Here is a 23,791-nt window from a genome sequence, read left to right as displayed (position 1 = left end):
CACTATTTTTTAGCGCAGGCCGGAATTATTTAAAGCGAAGCGTAAGAGCGGCAGGAAATTATTTCAGCCAGTAAACGTGCCATTAAAAAATAAAAAGAAGGGCGATTAGCCGCCACGGACAGAACCCCGCCAGACAACATCGACCGGATATATTCTGCGCTCCTGCTGCTGTTCGGTTTTCGGTATCAGTTCGTCCGGCTGCGCTTCCGTTTCCACCAGCCAGCGGATAGCGTCGCGGGCGAACTGTTCCACCGGCTGCGCAAAGGTAGTGAGGTTGTAAGATGCCCAGCCCGACTGAGCAATATTGTCATGCCCGATGATGCAGAGATCGTCCGGGATACGTAGCGCGAAGCGGTGCCGTGCCTCATCCATAAACCCGCAGGCGAGCAGGTCGGTGGCACAGTAGACCGCATCGGGGCGCACATTACGCGTCAGCAGGCGCTGCGCCAGTATCTGGCCGCTTTCATAGGAGGTTGAGCCGAACCGTTCCACCTGAACGGCCACGTCTGCACGCTGCGCAGCCGCCAGAAAATCGGTTTCGCGTTTCTGCAGGCTTGGCGTGCCCGCCAGCGAATTAACGAAGGCGATGCGGCTGCATCCGGCTCGCACAAAGGCATTGACGGCCATCTCCGCAGCCGGGCGGGAGTCGAGATTGATATTCAGCGTACCGGGCAGGGACTCGTCGCGGTTGATCAGCACCAGGTGCTGACCATGCTTATAACAGAGTCGGGTAATACCCCTGTCCGGCATTCCGGAGAGAATAATGGAGGCGTCGGCGCGAAAATTAATCGCCTGCTGCAGCGCTGCCGAAACCCGCGCATCTGAGCGGTCGGTGTTGATCAGCATCGCCACCTTTCCCGCCTCCTGCAGATACTGTGTCATCCAGCGCACCAGGCTGGCGCGGTAGGGGGTATCTACCTCAGAGGCAATTAAGCAGACAATGCCGCTGCGATGACTGACCAGGCCACGTGCCAGGTGATTAACGTGATAACCCAGCTCTTCCGCCGCCTTGATTACCCGCTGACGGGTGGTTTCCGAAACGCTGGCACCGGGCGTAAAGGTGCGTGACACCGCAGAGCGGGAGACGCCGGCCCGTTCCGCCACATCCTGTGCGCTGACGACTGCTTTTAACTGCTGCATTTTCTTTCTCTCCGCCCGTGAGTGCCCGCAGTGAGTCTGCCTGAAATTGCAAAGCTGTGCAAAAGATAACAGCACAGCAAATGTTTCAAATTTGTGATATGGCCTGTGAATTGCGGACTGGTTCAATTGACAGCATGCCGGGCGGGTCGTACTAATGATTGCACACATGTGCAAATAGTGGCGCTTCCGCGTCATCCGGCCTTTCAGGAGAACATCATGCGTTATTCCTCTCTGCTTGCTGCTGTAATTGCCAGTTGCCCGGCGGTGCCTTTTGCGGCTGCGGCTGCGGGTAATCTCAATATGATCTGTTCTGCGGATGTGGTGGTGTGCGAACAGATGACGACGCTATTCAGTCAGTCCCATCCCGACATCAGACTCAGTATGGTGCGACTCTCTGCCGGAGAGGCCTATGCCCGTATCCGCAGTGAGGCACGGAATCCCCGCACTGATATCTGGTGGGCAGGCACGGGCGACCCGCATCTGCAGGCTGCGGAAGAGGGCCTGACCCAGGCTTACCACTCGCCACTGCTTGACCAGCAGCAACCCTGGTCACAAAAGGTGGCAGAGATTTCCGGCTATCGCACCGTCGGTGTCTATGCCGGTGCGCTGGGCTGGGGCTATAACACCCGACTTCTGGCGGAGAAAAAGCTGAAGGTTCCGGCCTGCTGGGCTGACCTGCTCGATCCGGCTTTCAAGGGTGAAATCCAGATTGCTAATCCGAACTCTTCCGGCACGGCTTACAACACTCTGGCGACACTGGTTCAGATCATGGGTGAAGACAAGGCGTTTGATTATCTGAAGAAGCTGAATGCCAACATCTCCCAGTACACGAAGTCCGGCTCAGCGCCCGTTAAAGCGGCCGCGCGCGGCGAAACGACTGTCGGCATCGTCTTTATGCACGATGCTGTTGCCATGGAAGTGGATGGCTTCCCAATCAAGCCCGTCGCGCCCTGTGAAGGCACCGGCTATGAGATTGGCTCCATGTCGATCATCAAAGGGGCGCGTAACCTGACCAGTGCTAAAAGCTGGTATGACTGGGCGCTCAGTGCAGAGGCGCAGTCGCACATGAAAGAGGCGAAATCGTTTCAGCTTCCCTCCAATCGCAACGCGGCGATCTCCGAGTACGCGCCGCGCTTTGAGAGCATCAGGCTGATCGATTATGACTTCAAAACGTACGGTGACTCGGCAAAACGCAAAGCGCTGCTGAGCCGCTGGGATAAGGAGATTGGTGCCAGCGCGCAGTAATGAGGTGTGCGCCCGGCAGCCTGAGTCGGGTCTGTACCAGACCGCGGTGGCACGAGCCTGATGTCCGCTTCCTGATCGAGGTGATTTATGAATGCGCACAATCGTCGCTTAACCGGCGTGCTGCTGGCAGGTATCGTCGCGTTAACGCTCCTGCCCTGGTACAGCCTGGAGCAGGGCTTTTTCAGTGGTGACTGGATCTTCAGTTTATGGCGCGATGAGAACAGCGCCCCTGCGCTGGGCCAGCTGGCATTACGTCCCTGGCTCGCCATTGCGGTGGGGCTCTGGCTTTTCCCGGCAGTCTGTATCTTTCTGCCGTCAGGCCGCATCCGCAGCTCGCTGCTTCTTTTATCCAGCCTCGCGGGCATCGTGTTTCTGGTGATTGAAGGGCATGCCATTGGCTTCAGTGGCTGGAACTGGCTGTGGCTGGAGCAGCTGACGGGGCCACTGGCGCAGGGGCAACCGGCGATGGGGGCCGGTGCACTGCTGCTGCTGACGCTGTTTTTGCTGACCTTTGCCTTCGCGCTGGCCGAACGCGGTGTGCTGAAGGGCGATGCTTTTGTGGTGGCGTCAATTGTGCTGCTGGTGGCGCTGGTCATCACCTTTGTGATCTATCCGGTCCTGAGTCTGTTTGTTGCATCGGTGCAGGATATCGATGGCAGCTTTAAGCCGGACGGGCTGATCGCAAATCTGCAGGATCCGGCCATCTGGAGCCTCGGCTGTTTCACCGGCAGCAGTTGCGGCACCGCCTGGCGTACGCTGGGACTGGCGCTGATGACGGCCAGCGGTGCCACACTGCTGGGGCTGGCGTTTGCGCTGGCGGCCACCCGCACGCCGCTGCCGTGTAAAAAAGCACTGCGGATGCTGACCATCCTGCCGATTATTACACCGCCGTTTGTCATCGGTCTGGCGCTTATTCTGCTATTCGGCCGTTCCGGCGTCGTCACGGAATCGCTGGCGACGCTATTCGGCATTGAACCGGGCCGCTGGCTCTATGGCATGACCGGCATCTGGATCGCCCAGGTGCTCTCTTTTACGCCTGTGGCTTTTCTGGTGCTGATTGGAGTAGTTGAGGGCATTAGTCCCTCGCTGGAGGAGGCCTCGCAGACGCTACGCGGCAGCCGCTGGCGGACCTTTACCCGCATCTCGCTGCCGCTGATGGCACCCGGGCTGGCCAACGCTTTCCTGATCAGCTTTATTGAAAGCATGGCCGATTTTGGTAACCCGATGGTGCTGGGCGGCAGTCACGGCGTGCTGTCGACAGAGATCTTCTTTTCGGTGGTTGGCGCACAGAACGATCCCAGCCGCGCCGCGGTGCTGGCGATGATTCTGCTGGGATTCACCCTGATCGCGTTCCTGATGCAGCGCGTATGGCTGTCGGGCAAGAGTTTTGCCACCGTGACCGGGAAAGGTGACGGCGGCCGTCACGCTCAGCTGCCGCGCCCGGTGCGCTACGGCGTGTATGGCATGGTTATCCCCTGGGGCCTCTTTACCCTGGTGATCTACGGCATGATTATGGTCGGCGGCTTTGTACAGTCCTGGGGACTGAACAATGCGCTGACGCTGGATCATTACATCCGTGCCTTCAGCGTCACTCTTGAACAGGGCACGCTGGTCTGGCGCGGGGTCGCCTGGAATTCATTCTGGACTACGCTGGAGATTGCGCTGATCGCCGCGCCGCTCACGGCCATCGTGGGCCTGCTGACCGCCTGGCTGATTGTGCGGCAGACCTTTGCCGGCCGTCAGACCTTCGAATTCATGCTGATGCTGAGCTTTGCCATCCCCGGCACGGTGATTGGGGTGAGCTACGTCATGGCATATAACCTGCCACCGCTGGAAATCACCGGTACAGCGACGATCCTGATCGCCTGCTTTGTCTTCCGCAATATGCCCGTGGGCGTCCGTGGCGGCATTGCGGCGATGAGTCAGCTCGATAAAAGCCTTGATGAAGCCTCGCTGACGCTGGGCGCAACCAGTTTTCGTACCCTGCGTAAAGTTGTACTGCCACTGCTGAAACCGGCCATCAGCGCGGCGCTGGTTTACGCCTTTGTGCGGGCAATTACCTCGATCAGCGCGGTTATCTTTCTGGTCAGCGCGCAGTACAACATGGCGACCTCCTATATCGTCGGCCTGGTGGAGAATGGAGAATATGGCGTCGCGATTGCCTACTCCTCCGTGCTGATCGTCGTCATGCTTCTGATCATTGGTCTCTTCCAGCTGCTGGTGGGCGAACGCCGCCTGCGCCGTGCGACCCGACCTGCGGCTATCGCTGCCGCACCCTCTGCATCCCCCCTGACTCAGGAGAGCGCCGTATGACAACCATTCATGCCGGATCGGTAGTTTTTGAACATGTGACCAAGCATTTTGACGGGTTTACGGCGCTGCCGGATCTGTCGCTCAGCGTGGATCCCGGTACGCTGGTAACGCTGCTCGGCCCCTCAGGCTGCGGCAAAACCACGACGCTGCGGTTGCTGGCCGGGCTGGAGCATCCCACGTCGGGCCGGATCCTGATAGGCGGCAAGGATGTCACCCATCTGCCCGCCAATCAGCGTGACGTGGCGATGGTCTTCCAGTCTTATGCGCTGTTTCCGCACATGAGCGCCCTCGACAATATTCTCTACGGGTTGCTTTCATCGGGTATGAATAAGCGTGAAGCACAGGAAAGGGCGCATGAGGGCCTGAAACTGGTCGGACTCGACAATCAGGGACAGCGACTGCCGTCAGAACTCTCTGGCGGACAACAGCAGCGTATTGCGGTTGCCCGTGCGTTGGTGCTGGAACCGCAGGTGCTGCTGCTTGATGAGCCGCTCTCTAACCTGGATGAACGTCTGCGCCGTCGGGTGCGTACTGATATTCGTGACCTGCAACAGCGGCTGGGCTTTACCGCCGTCTATGTCACTCACGATCAGGAGGAGGCGCTGGCCGTCTCCGATAAGATAATTGTCATGAAAGAGGGGGATATTGCCCAGCAGGGCGCGCCGGAAACGCTTTACCACTCGCCCAACTCGGTGTTTATTGCGGACTTTATGGGGGAAGCCAACATTCTGCCCTGTGAGGTGGAGCAGGCCGGAGCTGAGGAGGCGCTGATCCGCCTTGGCACTCAGCGTTTCCGGATCCGGAGCCCGGCTGCCTGCACCGGACTTGCGCAGCTGGCCGTGCGGCCGCAGTTTATCACGCTGTCGGATAGCGGCCCCGGCGCGTTACAGGGAGAAGTGATCCACAGCACCTGGCTGGGCGACCATATCGAATATGAAGTTGCGACTGAACTGGGCGCACTGTTCATTATTGATCCGCACATGGAGCAGCGTCTGCCGCTGGCGGCCAGGGTCGGCATCAACTTTAAGCCTCAGGGCCTGGCCCTTATTGCCCGTTAATCTGATGAATTCTGGGAGTTCGCATGCAAACGCACGAAATCATGACGCGACTGGCCTTAGCTGAAGCTGTCGCGCGCGAAGGGGGCGCGACCGCCTTATCCTGGTTTCATCGCCGGGAGACGCTGGTGGTGGAGACGAAGTATGATCTGCAGGATGTGGTCTCAATTGCTGACCGTGACGTGGAGCAGCTGATCGCCAGCCGCATCCGTAATGCTTTTCCTGAGGATGGCTTTCTGGGCGAGGAGTCAGGTCTGCAGCCTGGGCAATCTGACTATACCTGGGTGGTCGATCCCATTGATGGCACCAGCCCGTTTCTCAACGGAATGCCGAGCTGGTGTGTGTCGGTAGCGGTGCTGCGCGGCGGGGAGCCGGTCATTGGCGTGATCTTCGCGCCCACCTATCAGGAGTGCTACGTGGCGGCGCAGGGGCAGGGTGCCACGCTGAACGGTCGATTGCTGACCGTCGATCCGTTGCGGACGCTGCAGAATCACGTTACCGGTTTTGGTGCCAACAGCCATGTGACGCCGCAGCAGGTGGGCGAGATTGTAGCGGCCCTGCTTGCAGCGGGCGGTAACTTTATCCGTATCGGATCGGGGGCTCTGATGCTCGCCTGGGTCGCGGCGGGTCGGGTGGTCGGCTATTACGAACCTTACATGCACGCCTGGGATTGCCTGGCGGGATACTGTCTGGTGAAAGAGGCGGGCGGCTGGGTCCACCCGTTTAATACTGAGGGCGACCGCCTCACCCGGGGGGCACAGGTGCTGGCCGTGGCACCGGGTGCCGAAGCTGACCTGCGCCGTATTGCAGGCCTCTGACTTACGGTGACACTGTCACGCTGGCGGCCTGCCCGTCAGTGTGAACCAGCGTTTTCGTCAGGTAGTGGCGCTGCATACCCGCATGGGGAAAGTCGGGCAGGGACATCTGTAACGCATAGCCCTGTTTCTGATAAAACGGCAGGGCCTGAAAGCTGAAAGTATCGACCAGCGCAAACCGTGATCCCATTCTTACTGCTTCCTGCTCCGCCGCATTGATTAGCGCGCTGCCCATGCCATGACCCCGTTGCGTCTCATCGACCCAGAGATAATCGATACAGAGCCAGTTGCCTTTTCGTGAGGCAATCAGACCACCGCGCAGCGTTCTCTGTGCGTCATGGCAGGCGACCGACAGCGGGCCCCAATTATCACGCTGGATAAACGACTGGTTATAACCGCCCAGTCCGGTCAGCAGCGCTTCCCGGTCGCTGTCATTCATCTGATGGGTAAAGGTAAGTGCCTGCATCCTGTTCCTCTTAATCCGTTTATAAAACTCGCTGCCTTATCCGCTACAAGGGATAAACAGTGCATTATCCCTGATAGGGTATAATTTTGCATTTATCCTTTATCGGGGATAAAATACTATTTATACCCTTTCAGGGATAATCCATTACACTATTCGCGATGCTTATCGCCTGCTTTCCGGAGGAGCGTCCCATGATATACAGCCCGCTTCAGCTGGCAAACCGGCTGAAACTGATCCGCCAGCGTAATGGCTGGACCCAGAGTGAACTGGCAAAGAAGGTCGGTCTGAAACAGGCCACTATCTCTCACTTTGAAAATGCACCTGACAACACCTCACTGGCCACGCTGTTTAAGCTGCTACAGTCGCTGGAACTGAGTCTGGACGTGCAGGAGAAAGAGGCGGCGGCGACGCCACAGATTGATGAGGATACGTGGTAATGCAGCGGCTGATAGCGTGGATGAACGGCGAGCGGGTAGGCGTGCTGACCCGACAGCGCAACGGTGCGCATGAGTTTCAGTATGACACCGGCTGGCTGAGTAACCCGCTCTCAAGGCCGCTGTCACTCTCGATGCCGCTGCAGGTAAGGGCGATCACCTCCCACGCAGTCATCAATTTCTTCGACAACCTGCTGCCAGACAGCCCGCTGATCCGCGACAGAATTGTGGCGCGTTACCAGATCAAATCGCGCCAGCCGTTCGATCTGCTGCAGGAAATAGGCCGGGACAGCGTCGGCGCGACCATGCTGCTGCCGCCCGATATGCCGCTGCCCGCGCTGCACGCCCGCTATGAGGTGCTGGATGAAGCCCGCCTCGAAAGCGTGCTGTCAGCCTATCAGTCAGATATCCCGCTGGGAATGTTGCGTGAAGAGACCGATTTCCGTATCTCAGTGGCCGGTGCGCAGGAAAAGACGGCGCTGCTGCTGACCGACGCGGGCTGGAGTATTCCGGCAGGTGCGACACCCACGTCGCACATCATTAAGCTGCCGATTGGGGAGATAAAGCAGCCTGCCGCGACGCTTGATATGCGCGAAAGCGTGGAAAATGAGTATCTCTGCCTGGCACTGGCCCGCGCACTCGGTATCGATGTGCCGCAGGCCACCATAATCCGCGCCGGCAAGATGCGCGCTCTGGCCGTCGAACGTTTCGATCGCCGCTGGTCACGCGATAAAACCCGTCTGATCCGTCTGCCGCAGGAGGATTTCTGTCAGGCGCTGGGGCTGCCATCTTCGGCCAAATATGAGTCGGACGGCGGCCCGGGGATTGCGGAGATCATGCAGATACTGATGGGGTCGAGTCATGCCATTGAGGATCGCTACCGGTTTATGCAGTTTCAGGTATTTCAGTGGCTGATAGGCGCAACCGATGGCCACGCAAAAAATTTCTCCCTGTTTATTGAGCGCGGCGGCAGCTATCGCCTGACGCCCTTTTATGATCTGATTTCCGCCTATCCGGTGCTGGGTGGCACGGGTCTGAATAAGCGCGCCCTGAAGCTGGCGATGGGGCTGCGCGCCAGCCGGGGAAAGAAAACGGAGATCGACAAAATCTTTCCGCGTCACTTTATGGCCACGGCCAGAAGTGTCAGTTTCGATACTGACGCGCTGCAACAGATTTTCGACTTCTTTGTACGCGCCTTTCCTCAGGCGGTGGTGGCGGTACGCGATGCGCTGCCATCCGGTTTCCCGCAGCACATCGCCGACGCTATTTTCAGCCACTCCCTGATTATGCTGGAGCGGTTACGGCATCAGACGTAGTGTCAGGGCAAGGGGATATGGGCCCATTCTGAAATCGTCGTCCGCTGCCCGTGGTTCAGCTGCCGTCGTCTATGCTTAGCGGACAGGTTCAACAAGGGAGTCCGCTATGAAATGTCCAGGATGTGAAGGCGAGGCGTTCGTTTACACCACGCGCGATGTCAGCCTGAATACGGGTAACCCGGCGGATGTCGTGCCGGATGTGAAGGGCGACCACTGCATCCGCTGCGGGGCGGTTATTATGACCGCCGGAGCGGCTGAGCAGTATCCCGAAAAGGCTGAAGCGCTGGAAAATGGTGGCGTTCCCGTCAGATAAGCGAGCTCACCGTCGGCGGCCTTTTTTACGCGGACGTCAGGCGTTACCGGCCTGTCCGGTTCTGCGGTAACGTTCCGGCAAAAAAAAGCCTGCACGAGGCAGGCAAAATCGTATCGCAGGTAAGTCATCTTTTGAGCACATTGCGCAGTAGCCTTGTGCGGGTGGCAGCATACGCAACCAACCTTAAGATTAGCCTGGGAACTTCTGGCATGATCAGGCCGGCCCGGGAGCTGAAAAGAAAGAAGAACACAGGCGCCCTTTTTTGTACGCCATGCCCGGCACTCTCGGCAGCAGAATCACCCAGCCCGGCTGGTAATAATTTGTAAAATTTAACTGAGAGTAAAACAGGGGCACATCTGTCAGGATACGCGCCTCAGAAAGCTCCTGGCTGCCCTCATTCGATGAAATGGTTTACCAAAAACGCGCTTTTGTTTGCCTGCAAAACCTCGCTTGCCGCCTTTATCGCACTCTCTGTCGCACTGATTCTTAACTTTGAAAAACCAGCCTGGGCGCTGACTACCGTCTTCGTCACCTCGCAGCTTTATGCCGCCTCGACCGTCTCGAAATCTGTGTTTCGCCTGATGGGTACGCTGCTGGGCGGCATCTTTATTCTGCTGATCTATCCTGAAACGGTGCAGTCGCCGATATTCTTCAGCCTGTGCGTGTCGCTGTGGGTCACCGTTTGCCTCTGGCTTTCTCTGCACGACCGCACGCCTAAAAGCTATATCTTTATGCTGGCGGGTTACAGTGCGGCCATTATGGGCTTTCCTGACGTCGATACGCCGTCAGCCATCATCAATACGGTGATTTCACGGATCGAAGAGATCACGCTGGGGATCCTCTGCAGTACGCTGGTTCACCGGCTGGTGTTTCCGGTTTCAATGCACCATCTGCTGGGGCAGAGCGTTAATCTCTGGTTCATGAATGCCCGCAGATTGTGCGATGAACTGATTAGCGGAATGGCCAGGAACAAATCGCTGGAGCGGGAAGATATCCTGATTCAGATGGCTGGTTATCCGCTGAACGTTGAAACGCTGCTGACTCACTGTGTCTATGAGGGGGAGGCCGCCCGAAACATCATCCGTCTGGTCAGCGTGCAGTATCAGCATCTGACCTATCTGCTGCCCACCCTGACCGCCATTGAGTCGCGGCTAGGCGTGCTGGCCGAGCTGAACATTCGTTTTCCGCCGTGCGTCACCGATCTCTTTCAGCAGTTTCTGCTGTGGCTGCATCACGATCGGGTTAATGATATTCACGGACTGCGCGAAGCGATTGCGGACGGTCAGGCGACGCTGGAGCAGGCGTGGCGGGCAGGGCAGCTGGCGACGGAAGAGAGTCTGCTGCTGATTGGTCTGCTGGAACGAATGGCAAACTTTGTGCGTATTGCCGATGCCTATGAGAATGTCAGCGCACGCGCCGGGGATCTCTACAGTCACGGCGACGGCTCCGCGATTCGTCATATCCGTGAGCACCGGCATATCGACAAAGGGCTGCTGCGGCTGTCGGCGCTGACGGCATTTCTAGCGACCTTTCTTTCCAGCCTGTTCTGGATTGGCAGCGGCTGGGCCGACGGCGCAAATGCTCCCCTGATGGCGGCAATTATCAGCTCCTTTTTCGCGGGTGTCGATTCCCCGGTGACGCCGATGAAGCTGTTTGTGAAAGGGGTGATGATTGCGCTGGTGGTCAGTCTGTTTTATATCGCGTTCCTGATCCCGCAGGCTAATACGCTCCAGGCGCTGATGATCTGTCTGCTGCCAGGGTTAATGCTGCTGAGTCTGCTCATCGCCAATCCGGCCACCAACCTGATTGGGCTGAGCGTCGCGATTCAGATCCCCGGCTTTATCGGGCTGAGTCATCACTATGTACCGAACCTTATCGTGACGCTCAATGCAGCCATCTCCTCGATGACAGGGATCCTGTTTGCGGTGGTACTGACGGCGCTGATCCGCAACAAGCGGCCTTCATGGATTGCCCGACGCGCGGTGCAGCAGGGGCTGCGTGATCTGCTGAGCTTTACCAAAATGGTGGAGCGCAATGCCGCAACCTTGCTGTCCCGTCAGCAATTTATTGCGCGGATGCTCGACAGGATAAACATCATCCTGCCGCGTAAACGGCTCGATCCGGTGCCCGATATCGTCGTGGGAGGGTATCTGATTACCGAAACCTGGCTGGGTGCCAACTGCTATGACTACTATGCGCGCTATCGTGAGGTGCTGGAGAGTCACGCTATCGATAGCGGACAGATGTTTCATGAGCTGGCGCTTTATCTGAAGCGCAAAATGAAGACGCTGCAGCTGGCACCGCATCAGGATCTGCTGGTGGAGCTGGACCTGCTGTTACTCCGGCTGGAAAAGATTGCCCGGCAGGATAGCGCAGTGCTGGCACCGCTGATCCATCTGTTTAACATTCGTGTGTCACTGTTTCCACATCAGCGCTGGCCTGACCAGGCGCAGGTGCCGGTTCAGTAAGCCTGTAACGAGCAGGAAAGCCTATTTAGTTACATCATACATAATAACTGCTTTAAAAACATGGCTGACATTGTGCCTGTCTGAACGAGTCCTGCAGAAAAAAGGGCTGATAGCCTGGGAAGACAAGGGCATAATTATACCTGTTATGCCTTTATAATCAGTGTGTTGAATTATAAAGGCCGCCGCTGGTTCTTATCAATGACATGGCGGCCAGCGTAAAAAATTTAAGAGCAGGGCGCGCGCACCGCAGAGCAAGGACATCGGTCAGGCACTGGCCGGTGGCTGAAGCTGATAAACCCAGGCGGTCAGCTGCCGGTTTTCCTCAGTCACCACGCGAACCTGTACACGGTCATAGCCATCTTCAAAGGCATCCAGCATTGGCCAGTGCGCTTCCAGCTGATCGGAGATAAACAGATAACCCGGCACGTCGGGGCCGTTTTCGTCCAGGATGATACCGGGGAAATCGGCCGCTGCGCCCCAGCCACGCGGGTAATAAGTGCCTCTCACCGAGCCGGCCAGCCATTCGCCGCCAATATCCTCCAGAATATGGGCATTCTCACGGCCCGGACAGAGCGTGCCATAGACAAATAAGCGTTTCATTTTCCCTCATTAAACAAACCGTCAAAGCCAGCAACTTTAACGTGCCTGAAACCGGATGTCATTCAGCTGCCGGCATTTTCGGTTTCGGCCTGAAAACGGGGTCTGAAATGGCGCGTTCTGATGAATTCCGGGGCCAGTGGGCCACACAACTGCGTCAGAATTCACGTAGCGTTGCCATTTTTTGTGTTTATGCTGCGACATCCGGAGCAGGATCAGGGGCTGGCATGGTTGGGCGGCGAGCGGAACCCTAACTGGCGGTCATAATAATTCGCAGCCGCAATGTATTTAAATCGGACGTGCGCGCATGTCAGCGCCTCAGATTCCGCGCGGGAACGCCTGCAAGTCTGCATAGCAGCAGACATCGGCAGAGACACGTAAGCGGGAAGAGATCTGCACAGTTTTTTCTTCATCCGCAGAACTCACGGCAATCGAAAATGTGAATGCAGGCTCAGCGCGTTCAGCAGCGAAGGCCGTAACAGAATGCGCATCGTTAAAAGTGGGCCAGTATCAGTGCATTCTACAAAAGAGATCGTCACAAAACAGCGAATTAGCGCGCTCAGCAACGGAAGTCGTAACAGAATAAGTGCCGTTGAAAGCGCGAGTCAGTTGAATCAGTACCTTCGACACAGCAGACGTATCAGCGGGCAGGAGAGCATGACGAATCGATCAGAACAGTGACGGTGGACTGGCGCGTCGCGTAAAACAGAAAATCAGAAGCCCAACGGGATCATGGGATAAACTGCGAGGCTATCGTCGAAGCCAGGCCGAACTGAGGACCGGATTAGCAGTCAGGGGCAAAAGGCCGTTTTCAGTGAAATTCAGCAGTTCAGCGATGTCCGGCCATCATAACCTTTAAGAGCGCATAATGTATATTATGTTAAATAAGCTATCAGGATACGTCATGGGGTTACCGGTTTATCCTGTTCTTCTGTTCCCTGCCGTGTTGTCTGCTTCTTTGTCTTTTGTTTGTCTTTCGTCATTATCACATCGATAACGGCGTCGGTAACCATACGCTGAATCCGCCATTGCTATAATCAGGCGGCAATTAACGAACGCTGCCCGGCCGATAAGTAAATCCCCGCGACAACCGTCTGCGGGGATTTACACTCAGACTTTTGCTGCGCGTCTCTTCCGGAACCAGAACGCGATCAATATCAGCGCGACCACCGCCGCACCCATGCCGATGCGTGCCATGAGTTTCAGCGGCGACGTTTCGCCGCCAGCGCGCAGTGCTTTCACTCTCTCCGGCGTGATTTGTACCTGACTGTGCCCCATATCCTGCATCACGTAATTGGTCACGGCGGCGATCTGTTCGTCGTTCAGTGAACCGGCAAATCCGATCATGCCCTGACCTTTTTCGGGCCAGATGCCATCCAGAATGGCCATTGCGACATTATCCGCCACGGGCTTATTCAGCACGGGATGATTCTGCAGTGCCGGTAGCCCGTTCTGACCCTGGCCCGCTAAGTTATGGCAGGACGCGCAATTATCCCGGTAGATCCGTTCACCCTGGCTAAGCGTCGCCAGCGTCTGCGGCAGATCGTCACCGGTGACCGGCCGTAATCCACTGATGTCGGGGGTTTTGGTGGCGGCAGCGTCGGCGGGCAGCAGATAAGTGGCGATCGCCTGACGATCGTCCTCTGTCATACGCGAGAAACTTTTGTCAATCGCTTCCCGCATCGGACCGCCTGCCGTGGCGCCGTTGGCCGCATGACCAGTCAACAGATACTCAGCCAGCATCTGCTGTGTCCAGTGCGGTTTCGTCTTCAGTGCCAGTGCCGTAATATCCGGCGCATACCAGGTACCGAGCGAAGCGCCCTCTAACCATTTATTCTGTTGCTCCGCCATCAGCAGGTTGCGCGGCGTATGACAGGTGCTGCAGTGCGCCAGTCCCTGAACCAGATAGCCGCCGCGGTTCCAGGCCGCACTCTGTGTGGGATCGGGCTGGTAAACCTTGCCGTCGGCGAACAGCAGATCCCAGAACGCCATACTGATGCGCAGATTGAACGGGAATGGCAGCGCCGTCTGCGGCGGCGACTCATCCACCGGTTTTACGCCCTGCATAAAGTAGGCATAGAGCGCCGAGACATCCTCATCGGTGAGCCTGGCGTAGGCGGTGTAAGGCATTGCAGGATAAAGACGGCTGCCGTCGGCACGAATTCCTTTTCGCAGCGCCGCCGCGAACTCTGCTTCCGTGTAGTCGCCAATACCGGCCTGTTTCGACGGCGTAATATTGGTGCTGAAGATGGTGCCGAGCGGACTGACGATGGCGTGGCCGCCGCTGAAAGGCGCTTTGCCCTCCTCCGTATGGCAGGCGCCGCAGTCGCCCGCTATCGCCAGATATTCGCCGCGCCGGATCAGCTCATTCTGATCGGCCGACTGTGCCTGGGCTGAGGCTGCCAGTAAAGTGCCCGCAGTTACTAAAGCGTACCAGAACTTAACCATGTTGCGTCTCCTGCAGAATCCTGTCTGCCGTGCGCAGCGCCAGTGCCATCGCCGTTAGCGTGACATTGCAGGTGCCGACCGTTGGCATAACGCCTGTTCCAACCATAAACAGGTTCTGGTGGTCGTGCGCCCGCCCCCATTCATCGGTCACGCTGGTCACCGGATCGCGGCCCATCGAGAGCGTGCCGGTAATATGCTGACGGTTGGAGAATTTACCGGTCTTGCTATGCCGGATGTTGGTCGCACCCAGCCGTTTCGCGATGGCGTCGTAACACTCCCGCGTTCTGGCCGTGCCTCTGACTACGTAATCATCAATATTCCAGTAAAGCGACGGCGTCGGCAGGCCCAGCGCATCTTTGTTGCTGCTCAGGGTCACGCGGTTATCGGGATCGGGTAACTGCTCCAGCGCATTTTTAATACTGAGGCGGCGGGCCGCGCGGAAGCGGATTTCGTCCTGCAGTTTTTTGCCGAAGTAGCCCTCTGCCAGCACCTCTTTAGTTACCGCCGCGACCTGCGACGCGTTAGAGATATCAATGCGGAACGGCGAGTGCTCGCGCCGGAAATCGCCATCGCGGAACTGGCCTATCGAGCACGGGCTGACTGGCCCGCGCCCCGGCCAGATCTCCTCATCCACATCGAAAGTGACGCTTATCGCCGGATGATCGCACAGGTTGCGGCCCACGTTGTCACGGGCGTTGGCGATGCCCTGCGGGAAGGTATCGCTGGCGGACATCAGCAGCAGCTTAGGGGTTTCGATCGCGTTGGCGGCCAGCACAAAGGTCTCTGCCGTTACCCGATGGCTGATTTTGTTCCAGTCATAATAGCGCGCCGCCGTGATCCGCCCCTGCGTATCATGCTCCAGCTGATAAACCACGGCTTCGGTGATGACCTGCACCCCGCTATCTTCTGCCTGCTGCGCCGCGAGTCCGCCGTGATACTGGGCGTCGATCGGGCAGACAGGCATACAGTTATTGTTGCCACAGCAGGCAGGACGGCCGTCGAAGCTTCGGCTGTTTCGCCCGGTGCAGTCATCCAGTACCGTAAAATCTGGCGCCAGCCGCGCCGTCACCCGCTGCTGCAGCCAGGAAGCCGGAACGCGCGCCATCGGGAAGGGTTTGTTGCGGGGCGAACCGTTGTCCGGTGAGCCGCCGACACCCGCAATCGCCTCGGCCTGGTAATAGTACTCTTCCAGATCCTGATAGCCAATCGGCCAGTCTTTGCCGACGCCATACAGGCTGTGCTGCCGGAAGTCGTTGGGCATGAAGCGCCAGAGCTGTGCCGCCCAGTGCCAGCTCGTGCCGCCGAAAATGCGAATATATTGTGCGGCAAACGGATGCGGCCCCGTCTGATGCAGATAATCATTCGGCTCCGGCGTGTAACGTGGCTGCGGAGCCAGCGGAGAAAATGGATAAGGTGACATAAAGTCCGACTTGAATGCGGAGGCGCGAAACCGGTCGACCAGCTCGTCGCGGCCGACTCTGGGGCCAGACTCCAGTAACAGTACACGCTTGCCAGCTTTGGCCAGTCGCGTGGCCAGCAGCGAACCGTTGACGCCCGCACCAATCACGACCACGTCGGGGGAAGTTTGTTTATTCATGGATAGCAGAACTCTCTTCGTCAGGGCTGTTTCGCCCAGCTTCCTACAGGACCGTATGCAAAACCGGGCGGCACGACTTTGTCTCTGACCAGCTGATTTGAAAGCGTATTCACGTAGGTGACATACAGGGCAGCTTTACCTTTGCCGACAACGCCGGTATACCAGCCGCCGAGAATGGCTTTCGCCAGCGCCTCGCTGGCGGATTCTTCAGACGCAAAGGTCAGACGATCCTGCAACAGCAGTCCGGGCTGATTCTGCAGCAGCGCGCTCAGCGTCGTGAGGTCACGGGCAAATGCAGTGTGGGTCTGGGTCAGCGCCAGCATCAGCGCGTGTGCCAGCGCCGGGCTGAGATCGTCCTGCTGGGTCAGTAGTCGTGAAACATGGAGAAAATCATCCAGTCCGGTTAGCGGTGCCTGGGGCTGTGCGGCACTGAGCCGTGGCAGTGGAAGCAGATGACCGGAAGCCGTAGCGACAGCGACCAGCCCGATCATCTTCAGCGCGCGGCGGCGGGAATAGTGATTCATAGTGTTGTCCAGTCAATCGTCGCTCGCGAGTCTGCGAGCAACAAAGTCAATCGAATGCGCCTGTGGTTGCCAGCAATAATAGAGAAGCGCCCTGTCGGTTAAATAAAGCCGCGACCAGGAGACAATGCTGGCTGATTATTTAATTGCGCACCGTTATTTAATTTAAACGATCGTCATTCTGCGCGCGGCGAGTATATTAAATCGTTCTTAAACATCAGCTATACCGTCCCGATGCGTTGACAGCCGCCCTCTTCTTTTCGCCGTCAGCCGGGGTTCGGGACGTCCGTTCAGCGCCGCGCGGCGTTATTCAGATTATCAGGAGATTATTGATCCGCTTCGATGCGTGGCGTAAAAACAGGCACGGAAATAAGGTCGCACCAGCCAGTAACATTATGGCCAGCGCCAGTTTATTCATTCTCATGCTTGTCGTCCTGAAGAGGTTATCTTTCGCGTAATGTCGGCCCGCCGCGCCTGCCTGTCTGCCTCAGCGATCCTGTCGCCTCAGCAGGCAATAACCCGCTGTGCTGTACCGGCAGAGAGTAATCACGCAGCGCACTGCGCTGGCGTGGCCGCGCCGGTTGACTATATTCATCACGCCAGCGGGTAACTTATTGACTCAAATCATATAAATCAGTGTTAACATCTCACCGCCCCGCTTTTTCTGACAGGATTGAGCGGTCGTTTACGTTGCTGACTTGCTTTAACCGCAGCGTGCCGGACTGAGGTAACAGAAGGTCATTTGTATGATGTAACTAAAGCCCAGGGAGCCTCCGGCTCTCAGAAATTTCACATTTTCCGCCGATAAATACCCCTTTGCCGTCAGAGACCTTACCCTTTCCTCACTGTCACCCAACGAGTCAATATAAGGAAACATTGATGAAAACGTCACATGCTCTGATTGCCACTTTACTGATGACCTCTGGCGCATCCGCTATCGCCGCGCAGCCTGCCGCCGCTAAAAACCCCCTGAGCGTCCACGTCCTGAACCTGCAGACCGGCCAGCCTACGGCGGGAATCGAGGTTGAGCTGGATCAAAAGCAGCAGGATAACTGGGTGAAGCTGGCTTCCGGCGTCACGGATAACAACGGTCGCATCAGTGCCCTCTTCCCGCAGGATAAAATGGCCAGCGCAGGCAGCTACCGCGTCGTGTTCAAAACCGGTGACTTCTACAAAAAGAGCAATCAGAAAACCTTCTTCCCGGAAATTCCGGTGGAGTTCAACATGGACGCCAACGGCGAGCACTACCACATTCCGTTACTGCTGAGCCCTTTCGGCTACTCGACCTATCGCGGTAACTGATCCCGGTTCATCCGGCACTCAGGTGCCGGATGAGTCCTCTCCCGCGACCTTCGCCGGAAAACAGGCCACCAGCCAGTCGATGAATATCCGCAGCCGCTGAGTGACATGCCGGTTTTGCGGACAGACCAGATGAAAAGGCTACCACGCAGGACGCCACTCCCGCAGAATCTCTGCCATACGGCCCCTGCTGCAGAAACGGCGAAAGGCAGTAACTGAACGTCTGAGTAATCCCCAGTCCGGTCGTCAGATGGCCCTTGCGCTCATTCACCCCGATGCGATGCGGCGGGACGATCTTCTTTTTCATCCTGCCGTTCAAACCGAAACGGAAACGGCCTGCCCGTCTGCGGCAAGCGATAACTTACCAGCCGGTGCCCGTTGCACAGTGCGTCTGGTTTGATGCGCTGTCTGCGCTGTCAGCCCAAATCCCGCCTGGCCGCCTGGGAGAAGCGCAGGAGGTCGCCAGAACCGTGGCGTTTCTTGCCTCTGACGCCGCCAGCTTTATCAATGCAGCAGAACGGTTTGTCGACGGTGGCATGGCGCAGGTCTGACGGCCATTTCTCTCTGCCCGCCTCCTCTGGCGGGCAGGTTGACTCGTTCTCAATGACGCCCGCCAAAACGCCGCTGCCATGACCGCAGGAAAGCACGTCGTCATAAAATGTCACGTTGCATTCCCCCCGACCCTGCCAATCCCCCGCTATAGTTATTGCCTGTCACGTCATTCATAACACCATGGAGATAACATGAGCCAACTTTTTTCCACTGTCTCGCTGGGCGAACTTGAGCTGGATAACCGTATCGTCATTGCGCCGATGTGCCAGTACTCTGCTGAAGCGGGCAATGCGACCGCCTGGCACCGGATCCATCTTGGCCAGCTCTCCTTTTCCGGCGCGGGCCTGATGATTATTGAAGCCACAGCCGTCGAGGATATTGGCCGCATCTCTCCCGGTGATCTCGGTCTGTGGAATGATGACAATGAGGCTGCGCTGAAGACGGTGCTGGAAGATGTCCGCCGCTACTCCTCGATTCCGATCGGTATTCAGCTGGGTCATGCAGGACGCAAAGCGTCATGTGCGGTGCCGTGGGAAGGCGGTAAGCAGATAGCCCCGGATGCGGGTGGCTGGCAGACCATCGCGCCGTCTGATCTGAGTTACAGTGCGGATGAGATCAAACCGGTTGCCATGAGTCGTGACGACCTGGCACGGGTCACTCAGGCCTTTGTCGACAGCGCCCTGCGCGCCGTGCGTCTGGGTTTCCAGCTTATCGAGGTTCACGCCGCACACGGCTATCTGCTGCATCAGTTCCTGTCGCCGCTGTCCAATCAGCGCAGTGATGAATATGGCGGTTCACTGGAGAACCGTATGCGCTTCCCGCTGGAGGTCTTTAAAGCCGTCCGTGATGCCGTTCCCGCTTCGGTGCCGGTGGGCGTGCGCATCTCTGCCACGGACTGGGTGGAAGGCGGCTGGGAGATTAAGCAGTCCATCGCCTTCTCGCGTGAGCTGGAAGCGCTGCAGTGTGCCTATATCCATGTCTCCAGTGGCGGCCTGTCGGAAGATCAGAAAATTGATGTCGGCCCGAATTATCAGGTGCCATTTGCCCGGGATATCCGTGAGCAGGTTTCAATTCCGGTGATCGCGGTTGGCCTGATCACTGAGCCACAGCAGGCTGAAGATGTGCTGCAACAGGGTGAAGCGGATCTGGTCGCTCTGGCGCGCGGTATTCTTTACGATCCGCGCTGGCCGTGGCACGCCGCTGCCGCGCTGGATGGCAAAGTTCAGGTGCCGCCGCAGTATCTGCGCTCTGAACCGCACGATGTAAAAGGCATCCTGACGCAGGATCAGTAAGCCTTAATGGGCGGACCGCCTGCACAGCGGTCTGCCCGGTTAAGCGAGCTTATAAAATGCCTTTCAGACGCAGATGCTGCAGCAGCATGATAGTTTTGGCATCCACAATCTCCCCCTGATCGATCGCCCGTAACGCCTGATCGAAATCCAGCTCCAGCACGTCGATATCTTCGCCCTCCTCCTCGATACCGCCACCCTCACCGCTGCGCTGTCTGTCATCATATTAGGCGATAAAGAAGTAAAGCTTTTCGGTGACGGAGCCTGGGCTCATAAAGGCCTCAAACACTTTCTCTACCCGGGTGACGCGAAAACCGGTCTCCTCTTCCGCCTCGGCCACGATGCGGGCTTCCGGTGAAGCGTTATCCAGCAGGCCTGCAGCCGCTTCAATCAGAAAACCGTCATGGCCGTTCAGGAACACGGGAAAACGAAACTGGCGGGTATCCGGGTTGTAAAGCAGGATACCCGCGCCGTTACCCCGATGGCAGGCCGCGCCGCAGAAACCGTGGTGCTGGCGTCAGCAGAGAAGCTGAACGCCGCCTCCGCCTTTGCCATTGGCGATCTGTCGCTGGCGAGCACGCTGGTCACAGAGTGCGCGCCGGACGCGGCGCTGAGCCGGGCGCTGCATCAGCAGGGCGTGACGATTATCTGAGATCGTAACAGGCCTGCAGCGCCAGAAACGGCGCGGTGAGCGGACGCTGCGCGGCAGGAAACTGCTGTGCGACCGGCGTCATCGAGCTTTGCGCCAGCGCCACCGCCACAGCGCCCTGCTGATAAGCCTGCTCCGCCGCCGTGGCAAGCAGCGCGAAATAGCGGCTGTTCTCTCCTGCTTTAAACGCGGCCCAGGCATTCTCCACCAGCACGACCTCAACCTGACTGCCAGGCGAACAGAAGAGCGTCCGTGTCGCCGCCAGGGTGGATTCTGCGGCACAGAGCGCCACCGTGGGTCCTGCATGACGTTGCAGCGCGCTGGCCAGCATCGCGTCCGTGCGCATGACGCGATCCTGCAGGCGGAACTCATCGGCAACCGGGCCCAGCGTCGAGCAGGTAATAAGGATGGCATCGAACGACGGCAGCAGCGAGGCGATCAGCTGTGCGAGACGCTGGCGTAACGGTGTTGTCATCCCGCCGCTGCGCTCCGCTTCCGCCAGCAGTTCAGGCATCACCAGATGGCTCAGGGGCGTTGAGTTCTGCGCCAGAGCCGTTGCGGCGGCATCAAATATCGCAATGTTACTGGCCGCCGTATGTAAGCAAAGAATGTTCAGGGTCTGCTCCGGTTTATCAGGAAGGTTGAGGGGGCCAGACTGCATGCTGGATCACCACACGATAACCGTCGCGGTCACTGAATGTCACGCCCTGTCGATCCCAGTACGGGTTAAACGCAGGCACCCGCAGGAAACCCGCCTCATCCATGCGGGCACACCGTTCGCGCCACTCCGCGTGACAGGGAAGATAGAGCACCAGCAGATCGTCTGCGGTGGGCGCAGGCAGAAGCGGGTGTTCCGGACAGTGGGTAAATTCCAGATGCCAGCCCAGCCCGTCCGCCCCCAGCACAACGCCGCTGAAACCCTGATGGCCGGTAAAGCCGCCGATATTCTGCAGTCCCAGCCCGTGACACCAGACCCGGCTGCTCCGCGCCAGGTCAGTCACCGGCCGGGCAATACGCAGATGCTGAATCGTCATAACGCGCCTCCGTGAAAAAAAGCAATCTTTATCACACGTCGTCCCCTGTGCCGTGTCACCGGGTGCGGTAGCCGCTGCCCGGTGCTTTTTTGCAAGCGGATGTGAATGTTATCTGTGGGGTTATCCGCGCCTTCCTCCCCCTGCAGAGGCGCTGCCACTGCGCCCTGCGCGCCCTGCCCGCACAGCAGCTCAGGTGGCTTACCGCTCGTCACGCTAAACGCATTTCCGTCGGGGTCATCTACACTTTCCGGTATTCAAACGGCGATGCCCCGTGCATGGCCCGGCTATAAAAGGAAGAAACGATGACTGAACAAGCAACTCAGAACCACGCCTGGTTACTCGCTTCACGCCCTGAGGGTGAACCGACTAAAGAGAATTTCCGCCATGTGGCGCAGCCCGTGCCGGAAATTAAAGAGGGTGAGGTGCTGCTGAAGACCATTTATCTGTCGCTGGACCCCTATATGCGTGGCCGGATGGATGAGGGTAAATCCTACGCGGCACCCGCTGAGCTGGATCAGCCGATGGTCGGCGGTACTGTCTGTCAGGTCGCAGCCTCTAAACACAGTGACTTTAAAACGGGTGACTGGGTGCTGTCACAGAGTGGCTGGCAGGAGTATGCCGTCTCAGATGGCAAAGAAATTGCAAAACTGGGCAACGATCTGCCGCATCCCTCCTGGGCGCTGGGCATTCTAGGTATGCCGGGCTTCACCGCCTACATGGGCCTGATGGATATCGGCCAGCCCAAAGCCGGGGAAACCCTGGTGGTGGCCGCCGCAACCGGCCCGGTCGGTGCCACGGTTGGTCAGCTGGGTAAACAGAAAGGCTGTCGCGTGGTCGGTGTGGCCGGCGGTGAAGAAAAATGTCGTTATGCGGTCGATACGCTGGGCTTTGATGCCTGCATCGATCACCACAGCGCCGATTTCGAAGAGCAGCTGAAAAATGCCTGCCCGGACGGAATTGATATCTATTTTGAAAACGTGGGCGGCAAAGTGTTTGATGCGGTGTTCCCACTGCTGAATACCGCCGCGCGCGTGCCGGTCTGCGGGCTGGTCTCCGCGTACAGCCAGCGTGAGCTGCCGGAAGGCCCGGACAGAACCTCACTGATCATGGCGGGTATTCTGAAGCGCCGTATCCGTATGCAGGGCTTTATCATCTTCCAGGATTATGGCGACCGCTATCCGGAGTTCCTGAAGGCGATGACCCCGCTGGTGGAAAACAAAAAAATCCACTATCGCGAGCACATGATCGAAGGCTTAGAGAATGCGCCGCAGGCATTTATCGATATGCTGAACGGCAAAAACTTTGGTAAGACCGTGGTCAACGTCGGCGCCTGATCACAGAAGCGTGCCGCGTCGGTGACGTGGCACGCCTGAGATCGTTACTGCGGCGGCCGGGAGACATGTTCGGCGGCCGCACGGTTCGCCTCACTGACCGCCTCCGCCAGCGTCGCGCCACCGCTCAGGCGCTGACACAGCACCCCGACAAAACAGTCCCCCGCGCCGTGGGTACTCACCAGCGTCACCTTCTCTGCCGGCAACGTCCGGGTCTCTCCTGATTCACTGTACGCTACCCCGTGTTCACCGGCGGTGACTACCACGCGGGCAAACCGGCTGGCCAGCGCATCGGCTGCTGCCCGCGCCGAGGTCAGATCCTGCACACTTATCCCGCACATATCGCGCGCCTCAATGGCATTCACCACCAGCAGGTCGATACAGGCTTCAAAGTCCGCCGATAAATCACGGGCGGGCGCGGCATTGACGCAGACCCTAATCCCCCGCTGCCGTGCAGCACGGGCGGCGCTGAGATTGACCGCCTCCGGCACCTCATTCTGCAGCACCAGCAGCGAGACCTCCTGCCAGAAGTCGGGCTCTGCAAACGTCGTCAGCGGGATCTGCTGATTGGCATTGGAGACCACCACCGCGCCGTAATCGCCTTCGGCGTCGGTAATGGCGACGCTCATCCCGGAGGGCGACGCGGGGATTACGCTGACCGCCGTGATCTCCACGCCCGCCTGCTGCAGATGATCCCGCAGGAACTGTCCCTGCGCGTCGTCACCCACGGCACCGGCGAAACGGACCGAAGCCCCCGCGAGCGCAGCCGCGACCGCCTGATTACCGCCCTTGCCGCCAAACTTATAGCGACAGGCGCTGCCCATGACCGTTTCGCCTTTTTCAGGGCGATGAGGCGCATCCAGCATAATGTCGTAATGAAGACTGCCGGTGACTGCAATTTTGCTCATA

General features: G+C 58.2%; 20 protein-coding genes and 3 pseudogenes. 13 read left to right on the top strand and 10 right to left on the bottom strand.

Annotated elements, in window-relative coordinates; all coding sequences use genetic code 11:
- Nucleotides 1-105 precede the first annotated feature (105 nt).
- A complete protein-coding gene (locus ACLHDD_RS06320) occupies nucleotides 106-1,140 on the bottom strand; it encodes a substrate-binding domain-containing protein (RefSeq protein ID WP_427103402.1) in 1,035 nt (344 codons plus the stop codon).
- A gap of 216 nt (nucleotides 1,141-1,356) precedes the next feature.
- Between ACLHDD_RS06320 and ACLHDD_RS06315 the strand changes: the two genes are divergently transcribed.
- From ACLHDD_RS06315 to ACLHDD_RS06300, 4 genes are all read left to right on the top strand, one after another.
- Nucleotides 1,357-2,385, top strand: a complete 1,029-nt coding sequence (locus tag ACLHDD_RS06315) for an ABC transporter substrate-binding protein (RefSeq protein ID WP_427103401.1) — start codon at nucleotides 1,357-1,359, stop codon at nucleotides 2,383-2,385.
- An 87-nt stretch (nucleotides 2,386-2,472) separates the two neighbouring features.
- Nucleotides 2,473-4,698: an ABC transporter permease gene (locus ACLHDD_RS06310; protein ID WP_427103400.1), complete on the top strand. Its 2,226-nt coding sequence runs from the start codon at nucleotides 2,473-2,475 to the stop codon at nucleotides 4,696-4,698.
- The gene (locus ACLHDD_RS06305) at nucleotides 4,695-5,756 is read left to right on the top strand and encodes an ABC transporter ATP-binding protein (protein WP_427103399.1); all 1,062 of its coding nucleotides are present in this window, start codon (nucleotides 4,695-4,697) and stop codon (nucleotides 5,754-5,756) included. Before ACLHDD_RS06310 ends, ACLHDD_RS06305 begins: the two co-directional genes overlap by 4 nt.
- A 23-nt stretch (nucleotides 5,757-5,779) precedes the next feature.
- Entirely contained in the window at nucleotides 5,780-6,571 is a 792-nt protein-coding gene (locus ACLHDD_RS06300; protein ID WP_427103398.1) for an inositol monophosphatase family protein, read from the top strand.
- Nucleotide 6,572: 1 nt separating this feature from the next.
- Here ACLHDD_RS06300 and ACLHDD_RS06295 read toward each other — a convergent pair whose 3' ends face one another.
- Entirely contained in the window at nucleotides 6,573-7,034 is a 462-nt protein-coding gene (locus ACLHDD_RS06295) for a GNAT family N-acetyltransferase (RefSeq protein ID WP_427103397.1), read from the bottom strand.
- Between the two features lie 191 nt (nucleotides 7,035-7,225).
- On the opposite strand from ACLHDD_RS06295, the gene hipB reads away from it, so the two are divergent.
- From hipB to ACLHDD_RS06275, 4 genes are all read left to right on the top strand, one after another.
- Nucleotides 7,226-7,471, top strand: coding sequence for a type II toxin-antitoxin system antitoxin HipB (gene hipB, locus ACLHDD_RS06290; protein WP_427103396.1), 246 nt, complete (start codon nucleotides 7,226-7,228; stop codon nucleotides 7,469-7,471).
- A complete protein-coding gene (locus ACLHDD_RS06285) occupies nucleotides 7,471-8,784 on the top strand; it encodes a type II toxin-antitoxin system HipA family toxin (RefSeq protein ID WP_427103395.1) in 1,314 nt (437 codons plus the stop codon). The genes hipB and ACLHDD_RS06285 overlap by 1 nt, the downstream gene beginning before the upstream one ends.
- Before the next feature lie 106 nt (nucleotides 8,785-8,890).
- The gene (locus tag ACLHDD_RS06280) at nucleotides 8,891-9,097 is read left to right on the top strand and encodes a type II toxin-antitoxin system MqsA family antitoxin (protein ID WP_427103394.1); all 207 of its coding nucleotides are present in this window, start codon (nucleotides 8,891-8,893) and stop codon (nucleotides 9,095-9,097) included.
- A gap of 401 nt (nucleotides 9,098-9,498) precedes the next feature.
- Nucleotides 9,499-11,565: an FUSC family protein gene (locus ACLHDD_RS06275; protein ID WP_427103393.1), complete on the top strand. Its 2,067-nt coding sequence runs from the start codon at nucleotides 9,499-9,501 to the stop codon at nucleotides 11,563-11,565.
- A 264-nt stretch (nucleotides 11,566-11,829) separates the two neighbouring features.
- Here the strand turns inward: ACLHDD_RS06275 and ACLHDD_RS06270 are convergent, their stop codons facing one another.
- From ACLHDD_RS06270 to ACLHDD_RS06255, 4 genes are all read right to left on the bottom strand, one after another.
- Entirely contained in the window at nucleotides 11,830-12,165 is a 336-nt protein-coding gene (locus ACLHDD_RS06270) for a gamma-glutamylcyclotransferase family protein (RefSeq protein WP_427103392.1), read from the bottom strand.
- Between the two features lie 1,107 nt (nucleotides 12,166-13,272).
- Complete coding sequence (locus ACLHDD_RS06265; protein WP_427103391.1) at nucleotides 13,273-14,610, bottom strand: cytochrome c; 1,338 nt, start codon at nucleotides 14,608-14,610, stop codon at nucleotides 13,273-13,275.
- On the bottom strand, nucleotides 14,603-16,207 hold the full coding sequence (locus tag ACLHDD_RS06260) for a GMC family oxidoreductase (protein ID WP_427103390.1): 1,605 nt from the start codon (nucleotides 16,205-16,207) through the stop codon (nucleotides 14,603-14,605). Before ACLHDD_RS06260 ends, ACLHDD_RS06265 begins: the two co-directional genes overlap by 8 nt.
- Before the next feature lie 20 nt (nucleotides 16,208-16,227).
- Nucleotides 16,228-16,731: a sugar dehydrogenase complex small subunit gene (locus tag ACLHDD_RS06255; protein WP_427103389.1), complete on the bottom strand. Its 504-nt coding sequence runs from the start codon at nucleotides 16,729-16,731 to the stop codon at nucleotides 16,228-16,230.
- 876 nt (nucleotides 16,732-17,607) lie between these two features.
- Between ACLHDD_RS06255 and uraH the strand changes: the two genes are divergently transcribed.
- The 3 genes and pseudogenes from uraH to ACLHDD_RS06240 all read left to right on the top strand — a co-directional run bounded on the left by uraH (nucleotide 17,608) and on the right by ACLHDD_RS06240 (nucleotide 19,871).
- Entirely contained in the window at nucleotides 17,608-18,030 is a 423-nt protein-coding gene (gene uraH, locus ACLHDD_RS06250) for a hydroxyisourate hydrolase (RefSeq protein ID WP_288475994.1), read from the top strand.
- A gap of 407 nt (nucleotides 18,031-18,437) precedes the next feature.
- Nucleotides 18,438-18,578, top strand: a pseudogene (locus ACLHDD_RS06245) (SDR family oxidoreductase); the annotation flags it as partial.
- 192 nt (nucleotides 18,579-18,770) lie between these two features.
- On the top strand, nucleotides 18,771-19,871 hold the full coding sequence (locus ACLHDD_RS06240) for an NADH:flavin oxidoreductase/NADH oxidase (RefSeq protein ID WP_427103388.1): 1,101 nt from the start codon (nucleotides 18,771-18,773) through the stop codon (nucleotides 19,869-19,871).
- A gap of 49 nt (nucleotides 19,872-19,920) precedes the next feature.
- On the opposite strand, the pseudogene ACLHDD_RS06235 reads toward ACLHDD_RS06240, so the two are convergent.
- A pseudogene (locus tag ACLHDD_RS06235) lies at nucleotides 19,921-20,358 on the bottom strand (GDP-mannose pyrophosphatase); the annotation flags it as partial.
- Between ACLHDD_RS06235 and ACLHDD_RS06230 the strand changes: the two are divergent.
- Nucleotides 20,350-20,520 (top strand): annotated as a pseudogene (locus ACLHDD_RS06230) (DeoR family transcriptional regulator); the annotation flags it as partial. The pseudogenes ACLHDD_RS06235 and ACLHDD_RS06230 overlap by 9 nt on opposite strands.
- On the opposite strand, the gene ACLHDD_RS06225 reads toward ACLHDD_RS06230, so the two are convergent.
- Together ACLHDD_RS06225 and ACLHDD_RS06220 are read right to left on the bottom strand one after the other, a co-directional pair.
- A complete protein-coding gene (locus tag ACLHDD_RS06225; protein WP_427103387.1) occupies nucleotides 20,513-21,178 on the bottom strand; it encodes a glutamate racemase in 666 nt (221 codons plus the stop codon). The pseudogene ACLHDD_RS06230 and the gene ACLHDD_RS06225 overlap by 8 nt on opposite strands.
- Entirely contained in the window at nucleotides 21,150-21,551 is a 402-nt protein-coding gene (locus ACLHDD_RS06220) for a VOC family protein (RefSeq protein WP_427103386.1), read from the bottom strand. The genes ACLHDD_RS06225 and ACLHDD_RS06220 overlap by 29 nt, the downstream gene beginning before the upstream one ends.
- 302 nt (nucleotides 21,552-21,853) lie before the next feature.
- On the opposite strand from ACLHDD_RS06220, the gene ACLHDD_RS06215 reads away from it, so the two are divergent.
- Complete coding sequence (locus tag ACLHDD_RS06215) at nucleotides 21,854-22,885, top strand: NADP-dependent oxidoreductase (RefSeq protein ID WP_427103385.1); 1,032 nt, start codon at nucleotides 21,854-21,856, stop codon at nucleotides 22,883-22,885.
- A 44-nt stretch (nucleotides 22,886-22,929) separates the two neighbouring features.
- Here the strand turns inward: ACLHDD_RS06215 and ACLHDD_RS06210 are convergent, their stop codons facing one another.
- Nucleotides 22,930-23,790, bottom strand: coding sequence for a PfkB family carbohydrate kinase (locus ACLHDD_RS06210; protein ID WP_427103384.1), 861 nt, complete (start codon nucleotides 23,788-23,790; stop codon nucleotides 22,930-22,932).
- Nucleotide 23,791 lies beyond the last annotated feature (1 nt).

It is taken from the genome of Pantoea sp. NSTU24, from assembly GCF_050157905.1.
In the GTDB taxonomy this organism is placed as follows: domain Bacteria; phylum Pseudomonadota; class Gammaproteobacteria; order Enterobacterales; family Enterobacteriaceae; genus Pantoea.
Note: the sequence above shows the minus strand (reverse complement) of the source record. Positions and strands in the feature narration are given on the sequence as shown.

Excerpts from the sequence above, each read along its gene's own strand:
- ACLHDD_RS06320 (WP_427103402.1), bottom strand. The coding sequence starts at position 1,140 with ATGCAGCAGTTAAAAGCAGTCGTCAGCGCACAGGATGTGGCGGAACGG.
- ACLHDD_RS06315 (WP_427103401.1), top strand. The coding sequence starts at position 1,357 with ATGCGTTATTCCTCTCTGCTTGCTGCTGTAATTGCCAGTTGCCCGGCG.
- ACLHDD_RS06310 (WP_427103400.1), top strand. The coding sequence starts at position 2,473 with ATGAATGCGCACAATCGTCGCTTAACCGGCGTGCTGCTGGCAGGTATC.
- ACLHDD_RS06305 (WP_427103399.1), top strand. The coding sequence starts at position 4,695 with ATGACAACCATTCATGCCGGATCGGTAGTTTTTGAACATGTGACCAAG.
- ACLHDD_RS06300 (WP_427103398.1), top strand. The coding sequence starts at position 5,780 with ATGCAAACGCACGAAATCATGACGCGACTGGCCTTAGCTGAAGCTGTC.
- ACLHDD_RS06295 (WP_427103397.1), bottom strand. The coding sequence starts at position 7,034 with ATGCAGGCACTTACCTTTACCCATCAGATGAATGACAGCGACCGGGAA.
- hipB (WP_427103396.1), top strand. The coding sequence starts at position 7,226 with ATGATATACAGCCCGCTTCAGCTGGCAAACCGGCTGAAACTGATCCGC.
- ACLHDD_RS06285 (WP_427103395.1), top strand. The coding sequence starts at position 7,471 with ATGCAGCGGCTGATAGCGTGGATGAACGGCGAGCGGGTAGGCGTGCTG.
- ACLHDD_RS06280 (WP_427103394.1), top strand. The coding sequence starts at position 8,891 with ATGAAATGTCCAGGATGTGAAGGCGAGGCGTTCGTTTACACCACGCGC.
- ACLHDD_RS06275 (WP_427103393.1), top strand. The coding sequence starts at position 9,499 with ATGAAATGGTTTACCAAAAACGCGCTTTTGTTTGCCTGCAAAACCTCG.
- ACLHDD_RS06270 (WP_427103392.1), bottom strand. The coding sequence starts at position 12,165 with ATGAAACGCTTATTTGTCTATGGCACGCTCTGTCCGGGCCGTGAGAAT.
- ACLHDD_RS06265 (WP_427103391.1), bottom strand. The coding sequence starts at position 14,610 with ATGGTTAAGTTCTGGTACGCTTTAGTAACTGCGGGCACTTTACTGGCA.
- ACLHDD_RS06260 (WP_427103390.1), bottom strand. The coding sequence starts at position 16,207 with ATGAATAAACAAACTTCCCCCGACGTGGTCGTGATTGGTGCGGGCGTC.
- ACLHDD_RS06255 (WP_427103389.1), bottom strand. The coding sequence starts at position 16,731 with ATGAATCACTATTCCCGCCGCCGCGCGCTGAAGATGATCGGGCTGGTC.
- uraH (WP_288475994.1), top strand. The coding sequence starts at position 17,608 with ATGAAAACGTCACATGCTCTGATTGCCACTTTACTGATGACCTCTGGC.
- ACLHDD_RS06240 (WP_427103388.1), top strand. The coding sequence starts at position 18,771 with ATGAGCCAACTTTTTTCCACTGTCTCGCTGGGCGAACTTGAGCTGGAT.
- ACLHDD_RS06225 (WP_427103387.1), bottom strand. The coding sequence starts at position 21,178 with ATGCAGTCTGGCCCCCTCAACCTTCCTGATAAACCGGAGCAGACCCTG.
- ACLHDD_RS06220 (WP_427103386.1), bottom strand. The coding sequence starts at position 21,551 with ATGACGATTCAGCATCTGCGTATTGCCCGGCCGGTGACTGACCTGGCG.
- ACLHDD_RS06215 (WP_427103385.1), top strand. The coding sequence starts at position 21,854 with ATGACTGAACAAGCAACTCAGAACCACGCCTGGTTACTCGCTTCACGC.
- ACLHDD_RS06210 (WP_427103384.1), bottom strand. The coding sequence starts at position 23,790 with ATGAGCAAAATTGCAGTCACCGGCAGTCTTCATTACGACATTATGCTG.